General features: G+C 35.3%; 15 protein-coding genes, 1 tRNA gene and 1 other annotated feature. Of the genes, 10 read left to right on the forward strand and 6 right to left on the reverse strand.

Annotated elements, in window-relative coordinates; all coding sequences use genetic code 11:
- From A9G36_RS05130 to hemA, 5 genes are all read right to left on the reverse strand, one after another.
- Positions 1 to 437 (reverse strand): contractile injection system protein, VgrG/Pvc8 family (locus tag A9G36_RS05130; RefSeq protein ID WP_218055766.1); only part of this gene is annotated, 437 nt, incomplete at its 3' end.
- Positions 438 to 1,154: 717 nt separating this feature from the next.
- Positions 1,155 to 1,241, reverse strand: a tRNA-Leu gene (locus tag A9G36_RS05135).
- A 94-nt stretch (positions 1,242 to 1,335) separates the two neighbouring features.
- Positions 1,336 to 1,578, reverse strand: coding sequence for a zinc ribbon domain-containing protein (locus A9G36_RS05140; protein WP_034945848.1), 243 nt, complete (start codon positions 1,576 to 1,578; stop codon positions 1,336 to 1,338).
- A 118-nt stretch (positions 1,579 to 1,696) separates the two neighbouring features.
- Positions 1,697 to 1,948, reverse strand: a complete 252-nt coding sequence (locus A9G36_RS10495) for a DUF1289 domain-containing protein (protein WP_080715888.1) — start codon at positions 1,946 to 1,948, stop codon at positions 1,697 to 1,699.
- 37 nt (positions 1,949 to 1,985) lie between these two features.
- Positions 1,986 to 3,257 (reverse strand): glutamyl-tRNA reductase, encoded by a 1,272-nt coding sequence (hemA, locus tag A9G36_RS05145; protein WP_034945854.1) that lies wholly within the window; start codon positions 3,255 to 3,257, stop codon positions 1,986 to 1,988.
- Between the two features lie 174 nt (positions 3,258 to 3,431).
- Between hemA and lolB the strand changes: the two genes are divergently transcribed.
- The 10 genes from lolB (at position 3,432) to hisIE (ending at position 12,729) form a co-directional block, all read left to right on the forward strand.
- The gene (gene lolB / locus A9G36_RS05150) at positions 3,432 to 4,046 is read left to right on the forward strand and encodes a lipoprotein insertase outer membrane protein LolB (protein WP_034945856.1); all 615 of its coding nucleotides are present in this window, start codon (positions 3,432 to 3,434) and stop codon (positions 4,044 to 4,046) included.
- A gap of 13 nt (positions 4,047 to 4,059) precedes the next feature.
- Positions 4,060 to 4,905 (forward strand): 4-(cytidine 5'-diphospho)-2-C-methyl-D-erythritol kinase, encoded by an 846-nt coding sequence (ispE, locus tag A9G36_RS05155; RefSeq protein WP_065568506.1) that lies wholly within the window; start codon positions 4,060 to 4,062, stop codon positions 4,903 to 4,905.
- A gap of 589 nt (positions 4,906 to 5,494) precedes the next feature.
- Positions 5,495 to 5,619 (forward strand) — a sequence feature (His leader region).
- A gap of 39 nt (positions 5,620 to 5,658) precedes the next feature.
- Entirely contained in the window at positions 5,659 to 6,558 is a 900-nt protein-coding gene (gene hisG, locus A9G36_RS05160; RefSeq protein WP_065568507.1) for an ATP phosphoribosyltransferase, read from the forward strand.
- Between the two features lie 4 nt (positions 6,559 to 6,562).
- Entirely contained in the window at positions 6,563 to 7,864 is a 1,302-nt protein-coding gene (gene hisD / locus A9G36_RS05165) for a histidinol dehydrogenase (protein ID WP_065568508.1), read from the forward strand.
- 9 nt (positions 7,865 to 7,873) lie between these two features.
- Positions 7,874 to 8,932 (forward strand): histidinol-phosphate transaminase, encoded by a 1,059-nt coding sequence (hisC, locus tag A9G36_RS05170; protein WP_065568509.1) that lies wholly within the window; start codon positions 7,874 to 7,876, stop codon positions 8,930 to 8,932.
- Between the two features lie 8 nt (positions 8,933 to 8,940).
- Positions 8,941 to 10,008 (forward strand): bifunctional histidinol-phosphatase/imidazoleglycerol-phosphate dehydratase HisB, encoded by a 1,068-nt coding sequence (gene hisB / locus A9G36_RS05175; protein ID WP_065575541.1) that lies wholly within the window; start codon positions 8,941 to 8,943, stop codon positions 10,006 to 10,008.
- Positions 10,009 to 10,596: an imidazole glycerol phosphate synthase subunit HisH gene (hisH, locus tag A9G36_RS05180; protein WP_065560085.1), complete on the forward strand. Its 588-nt coding sequence runs from the start codon at positions 10,009 to 10,011 to the stop codon at positions 10,594 to 10,596.
- A gap of 2 nt (positions 10,597 to 10,598) precedes the next feature.
- Positions 10,599 to 11,351 carry a 1-(5-phosphoribosyl)-5-[(5-phosphoribosylamino)methylideneamino]imidazole-4-carboxamide isomerase gene (hisA, locus tag A9G36_RS05185; protein ID WP_065585469.1) on the forward strand — a complete coding sequence of 251 codons (753 nt, stop codon included), beginning with the start codon at positions 10,599 to 10,601 and terminating at the stop codon, positions 11,349 to 11,351.
- The gene (gene hisF / locus A9G36_RS05190) at positions 11,333 to 12,109 is read left to right on the forward strand and encodes an imidazole glycerol phosphate synthase subunit HisF (protein WP_065574095.1); all 777 of its coding nucleotides are present in this window, start codon (positions 11,333 to 11,335) and stop codon (positions 12,107 to 12,109) included. Before hisA ends, hisF begins: the two co-directional genes overlap by 19 nt.
- Positions 12,103 to 12,729: a bifunctional phosphoribosyl-AMP cyclohydrolase/phosphoribosyl-ATP diphosphatase HisIE gene (gene hisIE / locus A9G36_RS05195; RefSeq protein ID WP_065585470.1), complete on the forward strand. Its 627-nt coding sequence runs from the start codon at positions 12,103 to 12,105 to the stop codon at positions 12,727 to 12,729. Before hisF ends, hisIE begins: the two co-directional genes overlap by 7 nt.
- A 76-nt stretch (positions 12,730 to 12,805) precedes the next feature.
- Here the strand turns inward: hisIE and cysB are convergent, their stop codons facing one another.
- Positions 12,806 to 13,777, reverse strand: a complete 972-nt coding sequence (gene cysB, locus A9G36_RS05200) for an HTH-type transcriptional regulator CysB (protein WP_065568514.1) — start codon at positions 13,775 to 13,777, stop codon at positions 12,806 to 12,808.
- Positions 13,778 to 13,803: the final 26 nt, after the last annotated feature.

The raw sequence follows: 13,803 nt of genomic DNA on the forward strand, positions 1-13,803 counted from the left end.
CGGTTTAACGTTAGTCTAGCCAGTCGTGGCGATAAGACCACTTGATAATGCGCTTCTTCTTTATTTACCGATAATTGGCTAAACTCGGTGATAATGCCATAAATCTTGCGAGTGCTTTTATCATTGGTAAAATCACCCAAGGCACGGATTGCAGAACTGAGCGCATCGCTTACAACAGAATTAAATGAGAAAGTAGCCGGTTGGTTTAAAAAAGCATCGGTAGATAGGGTTTTATTGGCGCTGGTAAAAGTAATGGTGTAATGCCACAGCTGGTTTAAGGCCTCTTCGCCTTTGACGTTTAACACCGATATAGGAGCGCTGAGTTCATCAATGGTTAGTGTATAACGGTTATGGCTAACTTTATTTGTTAATTGGCTAAGCAAGTCTTTCCCTGCTTGTCCTGCTTGTTCGACGATTTTATCTAAATGTTTTACCATGCGTTCTCCTATCATTCATCCTTTTTAATTCATAATTTAATCTGATTTTTATTAATATTTCATTGAGTTATTTAGATCTTTAATAATATAGCAGTCAAAAGAGAAAATCATAGCATGGTTTATTTTAATTAATGCTTTTTCTAACTTATCAATCTATAACATAAAAATTCAAATCGCTTAATATTGATTAATCTATTACAGCAATATAACAACCCCATAAAATCAATATAACAATGCAATCTTTATAATCGAATTAAATAACCTTAAGGTGTTCGTAATATTTTATTGATTAAATTACATTGATAATCTATTTATTGCTAATAATATAATTTAACTCATAAAATTTTTCAAATTTTTTTATAAAAATGTATTAAACAATTCACAAAATTATTTTAAATAGGATTAATTTTTTGATGAAACTTTAACTTATATTTAGCGTAACAATGAAGACTAACGTAATAATGCCAATTAGTACCTGTAATTCATTAAAGCGAAAACTAACTGAATTAATGCAGCATAAGTTATTTTTTGTATGTAATTTAAATAAATTTTTTAGGATAGGAACTATTACCGAACTAAATGCATCTTGTTTATTATTTGATTTTACATCTGATTTTGATTATTTCCAGTTACCGCAAACTGATATAAATGATGTGCTAAAAATCATAACTAGTAAAGTTTTAAATCTAAAAATCAGTTTTAACTGTTTTGTGAGCTTGGTGCCAGTGGTCGGACTCGAACCGACACGCTTTTAAGGGCGGCGGATTTTGAATCCGCTGCGTCTACCAATTTCGCCACACTGGCATTAGAAGTGTAAATAAACTAGAGCATTATACTAAGCTGTGTGATATCTGCAATATATATTATAACAAAGCGCTTTGTTTGCCTAAAAATTCGGCTACCACTTGCGCTTCCATGCAGGTAGCTTTTTAAGAATTGTATAAGCGGTTTGTTTTGCAATCGGATAATCAACATTATGTTTTTCGACATAACTTAAGGTTAAATCATGCCATTTTTCATCAAATGTTTTCATTCTGCCGTCATCATGAGCACAATACTTACAATAATTTTTTGTTATATCATGCAAAGGATAATCACCAATAGATGTCATTGGCATTCCGCATGCAATACACATTTTCATATATTGAGTCTCGTTTAATTTAACTAAGGCTTTAAGCTATTTAATATAACAAATTATAAAAGATGCTACTCCGAGCTAAACCAGATTACAAGATATAGTTGCAATAAGGTAATATAAATTATAAAGTCAAACTGATTTGTGGTGATTCTTGTGTTGATTGTGAATGTTGTTGACTCAAAAGAATAGAACGCTTTCTTTTGGCCCTTTGCTTGCATAAGCGCAATACTTCTTGTTTTTGCGTATTGGAGAAATTTAACCAGTTAAATCTTTCATTTCTTGAACGGTAACACATTTTACAATATCCCTGTTTATCAGTTTCACAAACACGCCTACAGGGACTTTGAATATCAAAGAATTCGATCTGTTCCAATTCGTGATACCTCTTTTAACGAACACTAATAATTTAATTATTGATCTTTTAAGCCTAACCCCTTACTTAGCACTTTGAAACAATTACCACATTCATGAGTTGCCGCATGAAGCAATGTTTGCGTAGGTGCATGGATTAATTTATTGGTTAGTTTTCGTGAGAACTTGGCTAAAACATCATCAATATTGGCACCTTGTTTGATTGCATTTAAAGCTTTGATTTCTAGCTCTCGTTTAATATTCTCAGCATTATTACGATACTGTTTTACATAATTAATTGCATGACGGGTTTTGAGCCAATCAATAAATTGTTCTGCTTGTTCTTGAATAATATATTGCGCTTCTTTTGCTGCAATGGCTCTTTGTTCTAGGTTACTTTCTACCATTTTTTGTAAATCATCAACAGTGTAAAGATGTACATTTTCAAGTTGCTTAATTTCTTCTTCAACATCACGCGGTACAGCTATATCTATAAATAACATTTGTCGATAATTTCGTGCCTGTAATGTTCTTTCAACCATGCCTTTACCAATAATAGGTAGAGGACTCGCTGTAGAGCTGATAACTATATCAACATCCTTTAATCGATTAGCAATATCAGGTAATGAGATGATCTCAGCATCCATGGTAGAAGCTAATTTTAAGGCTTTTTCGCGAGTACGGTTAGCAACAATAACATGATTAAAATTATGTGGTTTTAAGTATCTTGAAATAAGTTCAATTGTTTCGCCTGCACCAACAAGCATTACATTTAATTGATTTGAATCGACAAAAAGGCTACGAGCAACAAGGCAAGCAGCATAGGCAACAGAAGCAGTATTAGCACCAATATTTGTTTCTGTTCTGACAATTTTTGCCACATGAAAAATAGTTTGAAACAACTTCTTTAGGTTAGGCGATAAACAATGATTATTTTGTGCAAAACCATATGCCTGTTTTACTTGTCCTAAAATCTGCGGCTCACCAAGCACCATTGAGTCCATACCACTTGCAACTGACATTAAGTGTTCAACTGCACGTTGTCCTTGATGCCAATATATAGCTTCTTGATAGCGAGTCATATCTACATTATGGAATTGTCCAAGCCAACGTTCAACCGATCGCTTTAATTTTAGGTGATCGGTTTCTTGCTCATAACTTATATAAATTTCAGTGCGATTACAGGTAGATAATATAACACAACCTTCAATTAAAGGATGCTGAAAAAGGCTATACAGCGCTTTATCGATAATTTCATTAGTAAAGGCAATTTTTTCCCGTAAAGCCACTGGTGCTGTTTTATGATTAACACCTAATATTGTAATAGACATTGCATTTTTCTTTTATAATCGTTTATAAGACATAACTTTTTTACTAAGTGTCTTGTTGCCGACATTATACATAAAAAAATATTAAACGTTAATTGACAGTTACTTTTTCTATTCAACTTATTATCAGTTATAATGTTGCAATCTAATGTGCATAAACAACTAACGAGTTATTTTATGTTTAAATTTAAATATATATTGATAGTAATGCCTTTATTGCTTAGTGCATGTCAAATAACACCTAAAGACGTTACATCTATTCAACAACAATGGCAAATTCATCAAGAAGATTTAAAACAAATAAATACTTTTCAAGTTAATGGAAGCATTGCGTATTTTAGCGACAAAAGTCGTAACTATGGACGTTTTTTAATTATTCAACAATCTGTTGATCGTTATGGAATTAAGCTTACAACACCACTTGGTGGTAATATTTTCACTTTAAAAGTAGATACTAATTATGCGGAATTAATAGATCGAAATGGCTATCGTTACATCGATAATAATGTTGAAAATCTAATAAGAAAGATCTCGAATATTAATATTCCCCTTAATTCGTTACATGATTGGCTAAAAGGGTATTCTAATGATATTGCTAATGATAAATTAGATAATGCTGGTCGGTTAATATCGACCTCATTTATGCAAGATAGCAAAAAATGGAATGTAAAAATTGCAAATTACATAGCTTACTCATTAAAAAATAGAAATATAGATATGCCGGCAACAATTGAGCTTACCCATGATGATGAACGCATCCGTTTAAAAATTGATAAGTGGATATTAAAATAATAAGGATTTTTTTATGAAACAATGGTTATCACCAGCTAAATTAAATCTATTTTTGTATATTACAGGTCGTCGTCCTGATAATTATCATAACTTACAAACCTTGTTTCAATTTATTGATTATTATGATAAATTATCATTCACTTTACGCAAAGACGGAGTGATAAATTTAAATACCACATTTTTTCAAATTCCAACACATAAAAACTTAATTGTTATTGCGGCCGAATGTTTAAAATCTTATGTTAATCAACAGAATTTAGGTGTTGATATCACTATTGAAAAAAAAATACCCATGGGGGGAGGGCTTGGTGGCGCATCATCAAATGCAGCAACTGTTTTGGTTGCCTTAAATCAACTATGGCAATTGAACTTATCAAACGATATATTAATGAATATTGGACGAAAAATTGGCGCAGATGTTCCCATTTTTATTTATGGTCACGCAGCTTATGCTCAAGGTATAGGTGATCAGTTTGAAATCGTCAATATTCCTGAATATTGGTATTTAATCACCTATCCTAATATTGAAATTTCCACCGTCAAAGTATTTAATGATCCACAACTTAAGCGTGATACGCCGTTTCGTAATCTTGAGGAGTTACTGTCATTAGCATTAGATGATTTTAGTAATGATTGTGAGCCAATTGTACGTAAACGTTATTCTAAAGTGGACGAACTTATAACATTTCTTTCGCAATTTGCACCTACCCGATTAACTGGTACTGGAGCATGCGTTTTTACTCGTTGTAACTCCAAAGAGCAAGCTAAAAAAATCCAAGCACAGTTAAGCAAATTGTCTGTTCAAAGCTTTATTGCGAAATCATTAAATACATCTCCTTTATACTCAAATTTAATATAAAATTGAATATCACATATTATGTGACAAGTAATAACCTCTGTTGCAATTTTTAAATAATTATTCATTGATGTTAATTTGCTGGTTTATAGGAAAATAAAAATAAAACAATATAAAACTGATTTAGTTTTATTAGGTGATGATCGCTATAATGTATCATCCTAGATGCTCATAAAGCTGCAAAACAACCGACACGTTATTTTTTGATTACTTCTTTATCATTCTTTTTCTAAAAATGATATATATTAAACCAACATATACCGTTAAAAAAATTGGCTACCTTTTAGACTTTATTAAAATTTATGAAATTTTAATTGATAATTATTATTTTATAAAAAACTGTTTTCAAATAAAAAGTTAGCACATTTTTTCAAAAAATTACTGATATAAAGCCAATTAGTAATGAAAACAAGTTATATAATTGTAATCAATAAACAACTATTTTTGGATTGATTTATCGAAAATTTGTAAAAATTGTTGCTAGCTAGAAATTTATGTTATATATTGTATAGCAGTATTGATAATTAATTAACTTATTGGCTTTTGATTTTATGATTTGTTTTTGCATTTTTATTACTAGTTTTGTTGCTAAACACCACCACCATCATTCCTGAATAGTCTTCGGGCGATTGGTGCTGGAAGACTTTGGTCTTCCGGTGATATCGCAAAAACAAATAGAAAACCCTCGGAAGATCAAACTTCCGAGGGTTTTTTGTTTGTGGTTTATAAATTTTTTAGATAACTTTGGAGAAAAATATGTTGGATAATTCGCGTTTACGCATTGCTATGCAAAAGTCAGGTCGATTAAGTGACGAATCAAAAAAGTTACTTGCCCAATGTGGTATTAAAATTAATCTTCAAGAACAACGTTTGATCGCTTTTGCTGAAAATATGCCCATTGATATCTTGCGTGTTCGTGACGACGATATCCCCGGACTGGTTATTGATGGCGTTGTCGATATTGGGATTGTCGGCGAAAATGTTTTAGAGGAGGAAGTATTAGATAGGCAGGCCGAAGGCGAAGATCCACAATTTAAAAAATTGCGCAGTTTAGATTTTGGTGGCTGTCGGTTGTCGATCGCAGCACCGCGTGATTTTGAGTATACAGGACCAGAATGTTTAAATGATTTGCGTATTGCCACCACTTACCCTCACCTACTCCGCCGTTATCTTGCTCAATATAATATTAACTTTAAAACCTGTTTGCTTAATGGTTCGGTCGAAGTTGCCCCTCGGGCTGGGCTCGCCGATGTAATTTGTGATTTGGTTTCGAGTGGTGCAACGCTTGAGGCCAATGGACTAAAAGAGATTGAAGTTATCTATAAATCAAAAGCCTGCTTAATTCAACGTCAAGGAGAAATGTCGCCAATAAAACAGGCGTTAATCGATAAAATCATGACACGCATTCAAGGCGTTATTCAAGCTCGTGAATCCAAATATATTATGCTTCACGCCCCTACTGAGGTGTTAGATGATATTGTTGCGTTATTACCGGGGGCCGAAAACCCAACCATTTTACCGTTAACGGGCGAGCAAAATCGTGTTGCGCTACATATGGTGAGTAGTGAATCTCTTTTTTGGGAAACCATGGAAAAATTAAAAACATTAGGCGCAAGTTCAATTCTTGTATTACCAATTGAAAAAATGATGGAGTAATAATATGAAACTCTCTTATTGGCAACAATGTACTAACGAACAACAAAAAGCGCTACTAACTCGCCCTGCAATTACTGCTTCTGATTCGATTAGTCAATCGGTAACTGATATTTTGGGTCAAGTTAAACAAAATGGTGATGAGGCATTAAAAACGCTTAGTAACAAGTTTGATAAAGTTCAGATCAAGCAAATTAAATTAACTCAAGATGAAATTAAAGCTGCAACTTGCCGAGTTAATTCAGAATTGAAACAAGCTATGCAACTTGCTGTTTCTAATATCGAAAAATTCCACCTAGCTCAAGTAAAACAAGCTATTACAGTTGAAACAATGCCAGGTATAAATTGTCAGCAAGTGACTCGCCCAATTGAATCAGTAGGACTATATATTCCTGGTGGCTCAGCACCTTTATTATCAACCGTATTAATGCTAGCAATCCCTGCAAAAATTGCAGGATGTAGTAAAGTTATTTTATGCTCGCCTCCTCCGATTGCTGATGAAATATTATATGCGGCTGAACTTTGTGGCGTGACCGAAGTTTACCAGCTTGGTGGAGCCCAAGCAATTGCAGCTATGGCATTTGGTACTGAATCAGTGCCTAAAGTAGCTAAGATTTTTGGTCCTGGAAATGCTTACGTTACCGAAGCCAAACGCCAAGTTAGTCAACGCCTTGATGGCGCAGCCATTGATATGCCTGCAGGTCCATCTGAAGTATTAGTCATTGCTGATAGTTCGGCTAATCCAGCTTTTATTGCAGCCGATCTTTTGTCGCAAGCTGAACATGGTCCTGATTCACAAGTTATTTTGTTAACACCTGATGAAAAAATAGCACAAGCAGTATCGATTGAAGTCGATAAACAACTTACGCAACTATCCCGCCAGAATATCGCTGAAAAATCATTGCAAGAAAGTCGCCTTATTGTAACTAAAGATTTGGATGAATGTGTTGCTATTAGTAATCGCTATGGTCCCGAACACTTAATTATTCAAACTGCAAATGTGGATGAATTAGTTGAGCAAATTACTAGTGCTGGCTCAATCTTTTTAGGGGATTGGTCACCGGAGTCAGCAGGTGATTATGCATCAGGAACCAATCATGTATTACCAACTTATGGTTATACAGCCACATATTCTAGTCTTGGGCTTGCTGATTTTCAAAAACGTATGACGGTGCAAAAATTAACACCAGAAGGATTAAAAGCAATAGGTAATGCCGTTGAGCTTATGGCAGAGGCTGAACAACTCACCGCTCATAAACAAGCAGTTAGTCTTCGTTTATCGGTATTAAATTCAATAAATCAAAAATAGGTAGTTAAAATGGATATTAATAAATTAGTTCGAAAAAATGTTCAGCAATTAACACCTTATCAATCTGCTCGGCGAATTGGTGGTCAAGGCGATGTGTGGCTAAATGCCAATGAATATCCGGTAGCACCTCATTTTGAATTGACAGAACAAACCTTAAACCGCTACCCAGAACCACAACCTGAAAAAGTAATTCAGCGTTATGCACAATATGCAGGGGTTAAAACTGAACAAGTGCTTGTTAGCCGAGGAGCTGATGAGGCCATTGAGCTTTTAATGCGTGCATTTTGTGAGCCTCAGCACGATAGTATTTTATATTGTCCACCAACTTATGGCATGTACCAAGTAAGTGCTGAGACATTAGGTATTAAAACCAAAACTGTGCCAACCACTTCTGATTGGCAACTTGATCTTGAGGGTATAAAACAAAATATTGATACTGTAAAACTAATTTATGTCTGTTCACCAAATAATCCGACCGGTAATTTAATCGATTCTGATGATATCAAAGCTTTACTTAATATTGCCAAAGATCGTGCTTTGGTCATTATTGATGAGGCTTATATTGAGTTTTCACCTGAATCTAGTGTTGTTAGTTGGCTTAATGACTATCCTCACTTGGTGATTTTACGAACATTATCCAAAGCCTTTGCTTTGGCTGGATTACGTTGCGGTTTCACCATTGCTAATAAACCTGTGATCGAAGCCTTACAGAAGGTTATTGCACCATACCCTCTAGCAACCCCTGTTGCTGATATTGCAGCTCAAGCATTGAGTAAAGATGGTGTGAATACCATGAAGCTACATGTGGTAAATTTAAATAATCAAAAGGGAAAATTTGCCAATTTACTTCGACAATTGCCTATTGTCGAAAAAGTTTATCCAAGTTATTCCAACTATTTGTGTGTTAAATTTCAACATGATAAAGATGTATTTAATATTTTATGGCACCAAGGTATTATTTTACGAGATCAAAGTAGATCTATTGGGCAACAAAATATTATTCGTATTACCATTGGTACCCAAGCCGATTGCGAAGCAGTCATTTCTGCGCTCAAAACAATTAAATAGGAGCAAAAATGTTACAAAAGTACTTATTTATTGATCGAGATGGCACACTAATTACTGAACCTCCGGTTGATTTTCAGGTTGATCAGTTTGAAAAATTGGTTTTTGAACCTAATGTGATCCCAGCCCTACTCAAGCTACAAACTGCGGGATACCATTTAGTGATGGTCACTAATCAAGATGGGCTCGGGACTAGTAGCTATCCACAGGCTGATTTTGATGGTCCACACAATTTGATGATGCAGATTTTTAAATCGCAAGGTGTTAATTTTGAGGATGTCTTAATTTGCCCACACTTTCCAGAAGATAATTGTGAGTGTCGTAAGCCGAAAATCCAATTAGTTTTGCCATATCTTACTAGTGGTAAATTAGATAAACAAAACAGTTATGTTATTGGTGACAGGGTCACTGATATTCAATTGGCTGAAAACATGCAAATCCAAGGATTACGATATCATCCTGAAAATTTAAACTGGGACGAAATCGCCCAACGATTAACCACTAAAGATCGTTATGCAAAAGTTGAACGCAATACCAAAGAAACTAAAATACTTGTTGAAGTGTGGCTTGATCGCCAAGGTGGCAGTCAAATTAATACTGGAATTGGTTTTTTTGATCATATGCTCGATCAAATTGCGACTCATGGTGGAATTAAACTCAATATCCAAGTTGATGGTGATTTACATATTGATGATCATCATACCATAGAAGATACTGGACTAGCTTTAGGAAAGGCACTAAAAATAGCACTCGGTGATAAACGTGGTATTACCCGTTATGCCTCTGTTATCCCTATGGACGAGTGTTTGGCCAAATGTGCAATAGATATTTCAGGACGCCCTTATCTAAAATTTAAATCAGAGTTTACTCACCCTAAAGTTGGCGATATGAGCACGCAAATGGTAGAACATTTCTTTTACTCAATAAGTTATGCTATGGCTATTACATTGCATATTGAAACAGATGGCGATAATGATCATCATAAAGTAGAAAGTTTATTTAAAGCTTTTGCTAGAACATTAAAACAAGCCATCAAAATTGAAAGTGACCGATTACCAAGCTCAAAAGGAGTGCTATAAATGAAGATTGTCATCCTCGATACTGGCTGTGCTAATCTATCTTCGGTCAAATATGCCGTGCAACGATTAGGTTATGATCCAATAATTAGCCTTGACTCTGATATCGTGCTCAGCTCAGATAAGTTGTTTTTACCTGGAGTAGGATCCGCAAGTTCAGCAATGGAAAAATTAAAAGAGCGTCATTTAGTTGAACTTATCAAAGTCTGTACTCAACCTGTATTAGGGATCTGCCTTGGTATGCAACTTTTAGCCGATTATAGTACCGAAGGACATGTTAACACATTGGGAATTATTCACGAAAAAGTTAGAGAAATTCCTAATTGTGGTTTACCTTTACCACATATGGGGTGGAATCAGGTTTCACCTAAAGCCGGTCATCATCTATTTCGAGATATTCCTGATGATGCTTATTTTTACTTTGTACATGGATACGCGATGCCATTATGCTCAGCAACAATAGCAGAAACCAATTACGGCGAAAGCTTTACCGCAGCCGTACAAAAAGAAAACTTTTACGGCGTGCAATTTCATCCCGAGCGTTCTGGCTTAGCCGGTGCAAAATTGCTAAAAAACTTTTTGGAGATGTAACTATGATAGCTTTTCCAACAATCATTCCTGCACTTGATTTAATCGATGGTTCTGTTGTGCGATTACATCAAGGTGATTATGAGCAAAAACGTGATTATGGCAACGATCCACTTTTACGCTTACAGGATTATGAAAAACAAGGTGCTAAACTGTTACATCTTGTTGATTTAACAGGTGCGAAAAATCCCCAAAAACGCCAAATTTCGCTAATACAAACTCTGATTAATGGCGTGCAAATACCGGTTCAAGTCGGTGGAGGAATTCGTACTGAAAAAGATATACAATCATTGCTATCTGCCGGCGCGGCTCGCATAGTAATTGGTTCGACAGCTATTAAGCAACCCGAATTGGTCAAACAGTGGTTTTCAAAATATGGTGCAGAAAGGCTAGTATTGGCTCTTGATGTCCGCATTAACAACCAAGGAAATAAATATGTCGCTATTCATGGGTGGCAAGAAGATTCCTGTCAGACACTAGAACAAGTGATTGATGATTACCTTCCCTATGACTTAAGACATGTATTGTGTACAGATATTTCTAAAGATGGCACTCTCAGTGGCTCAAACGTTCAGTTGTATCAGGAAATTAGTCATAAATACCCACAGATTGCTTTTCAAGCGTCTGGCGGAATTGGTCAATTGAGTGATGTCAAAGCACTGAAAGACAGCGGTGTTAAAAGTGTCATTGTTGGGCGAGCTTTACTTGAAGAAAAATTTACCGTTCAGGAGGCAATTTCATGTTGGCTAAAAGAATAATCCCCTGTTTAGATGTTCGCGATGGACAAGTGGTTAAAGGTATACAATTTCGCCATCATGAAATTATTGGAGACATAGTCCCCTTAGCAAAAAGATATGCTGAAGAAGGTGCAGATGAGCTCGTTTTTTATGATATTACCGCTTCATCTGACGGTCGTGTTGTCGATAAAAGTTGGATCGCAAAAGTTGCCGAAGTAATTGATATTCCTTTTTGTGTTGCTGGTGGTATTAAAACGGTGGAAGATGCAGGTCAAATATTAACCTTTGGGGCCGATAAAATTTCGATTAACTCCCCTGCCGTTGCTGATCCTAGTTTAATTACAAGGCTTGCAGATCGCTACGGAGTACAGTGCATTGTAGTTGGTATTGATAGTTGGTATGACAAACAATCAAACAATTATCATGTTTATCAATTTACTGGTGACGAAAAACGTACCGTTGCCACAAAATGGAACACTCTCGACTGGGTACAGGAGGTACAAAAACGTGGTGCAGGTGAAATTGTTCTTAATATGATGAACCAAGATGGCGTTCGTAATGGATATGATATTATTCAACTAAACGCCGTTCGAGAAGTATGCAACGTGCCACTGATTGCTTCTGGCGGTGCAGGCACAATTGAGCATTTTTTACAGGTATTTAATGAAGCACAAGTTGATGGAGCATTAGCTGCCTCAGTTTTTCATAAACAAATTATTAATATTGGTGAACTTAAACAATATTTGGCACAACATGGAGTAAATATTCGATTATGTTAACGCAAAATTGCAATACCCAATTAGATTTACAACAACTGGATTGGCAAAAAGTGGATAATTTAATGCCGGTCATTATTCAGCATTATGTTTCGGGTGATGTGTTAATGCTTGGCTATATGAATCAAGAAGCGTTAGCACAAACACAAAATAGCGGCAAAGTCACTTTTTATTCACGAACCAAACAGCGCCTTTGGGCAAAAGGCGAAACTTCTGGCAATTTTCTTAATGTTGTGAGTATTTCAACTGATTGTGATAATGATACGTTATTGATTTTAGTTGATCCAGTTGGTCCAACTTGCCATACCGGTTCAACAAGTTGTTTTGCTTCGACTAAAACCCAATGGGGATTTTTGTTTGAATTAGAGCAGATAATTGCTGGGCGTAAAAATGCCGATCCTCAGTCATCATATACCGCAAAACTGTATCATGACGGCACTAAACGCATAGCCCAAAAAGTGGGAGAAGAAGGCGTTGAAACAGCCCTTGCGGCAACAGTTAATGACCGCGAGGAACTAAAAAATGAATCTGCCGATTTAATTTATCATTTATTAGTTTTACTCCAAGACCAAAATCTGTCTTTACAAGATGTCATTGGTATTTTAAAAGCAAGACATAAATAGTTATAATCCATCCAAAGTGCGAGTTATATCGCACTTTGTTTCAATTTTTTTATTCTCATAAAAAAGATAGAATAAATTAGTAAACTGGTAATTTTACCCCGTTAAACATCGTTAATACTTCGGAAGTGTTTTCACATAACATAATTTTGTCAACTGTTTGTCGATTCAAATGAGGCGAAAACTGACTGATAAAATCATACATATAACTGCGTAAATATAATGAGCGAGAAAAAACAATATAGGTCGTGCTGTAAGGAAAAATATGCCCAGCATTAAGTACAACTAAATCATCATCTGAAGCATTGAACACGGCCATTTTTGCTACAATACCAACGCCAATGCCTAATTTAACATAAGTTTTAATTAACTCGGCATCCGTTGTGCTAAAAACAATATTAGGCGATTGTTTAGCACGCAAGAAAGCTTGATTTAAATCTGAACCATCATTAGAAAAATCATAACTAACTAACGGATATTTTGAAAGCTCTTCAATCGAAATTAATTTACTTTTGGCAAGCGGGTGTTCTTTCATCACAATCACAGCTTGGTTCCAGTGATAACAAGGTAAGGCAATCATATCATCGCTAAGCTGTGAGATATCGGTCACAATAGCAAATTCAGCCAGGCCTGCTTGAGTTTGTAAAATAGATTGTAGGGATGAGCCTTGCTCCATATGCAAAGTAATACTTGGGTATTGCAGCATAAATTGTTGGATCACAACTGGCAAGGTATAACGTGCTTGAGTATAGGTAGTTGCGATCGTTAATGAACCTTGATTAGGTTGGCTAAATTCTTTGGCGATAATCTTAATATCATTGGACTTATTGAGGATTTCTCGAGCAAGAGCAATAATTTTTTCACCAACAGGTGTGATTTGAGAAAGGTGCTTACCCACTCGAGTAAATATCTTAACGCCAAGCTCGTCTTCTAATAATTTTATTTGTTTGCTTATACCCGGTTGAGAAGTATACAGTTTTTCGGATGTTAGCGATACATTGAGGTCGTTATTTGCGACCTCAACAATATAACGTAATTGCTGCAATTTCATATTACACAAAAGCTCCTTTAACTGTA

The sequence above is a fragment of the Gilliamella sp. Choc6-1 genome (assembly GCF_001690385.1).
Lineage (GTDB): Bacteria > Pseudomonadota > Gammaproteobacteria > Enterobacterales > Orbaceae > Gilliamella > Gilliamella apicola_A.

Coding starts and splice junctions, on each gene's coding strand:
- hisF (WP_065574095.1), top strand. CDS start 11,333: ATGTTGGCTAAAAGAATAATCCCCTGTTTAGATGTTCGCGATGGACAA.
- hisA (WP_065585469.1), top strand. CDS start 10,599: ATGATAGCTTTTCCAACAATCATTCCTGCACTTGATTTAATCGATGGT.
- lolB (WP_034945856.1), top strand. CDS start 3,432: ATGTTTAAATTTAAATATATATTGATAGTAATGCCTTTATTGCTTAGT.
- hisH (WP_065560085.1), top strand. CDS start 10,009: ATGAAGATTGTCATCCTCGATACTGGCTGTGCTAATCTATCTTCGGTC.
- hisC (WP_065568509.1), top strand. CDS start 7,874: ATGGATATTAATAAATTAGTTCGAAAAAATGTTCAGCAATTAACACCT.
- cysB (WP_065568514.1), bottom strand. CDS start 13,777: ATGAAATTGCAGCAATTACGTTATATTGTTGAGGTCGCAAATAACGAC.
- hemA (WP_034945854.1), bottom strand. CDS start 3,257: ATGTCTATTACAATATTAGGTGTTAATCATAAAACAGCACCAGTGGCT.
- ispE (WP_065568506.1), top strand. CDS start 4,060: ATGAAACAATGGTTATCACCAGCTAAATTAAATCTATTTTTGTATATT.
- hisIE (WP_065585470.1), top strand. CDS start 12,103: ATGTTAACGCAAAATTGCAATACCCAATTAGATTTACAACAACTGGAT.
- hisB (WP_065575541.1), top strand. CDS start 8,941: ATGTTACAAAAGTACTTATTTATTGATCGAGATGGCACACTAATTACT.
- A9G36_RS05140 (WP_034945848.1), bottom strand. CDS start 1,578: ATGAAAATGTGTATTGCATGCGGAATGCCAATGACATCTATTGGTGAT.
- hisD (WP_065568508.1), top strand. CDS start 6,563: ATGAAACTCTCTTATTGGCAACAATGTACTAACGAACAACAAAAAGCG.
- hisG (WP_065568507.1), top strand. CDS start 5,659: ATGTTGGATAATTCGCGTTTACGCATTGCTATGCAAAAGTCAGGTCGA.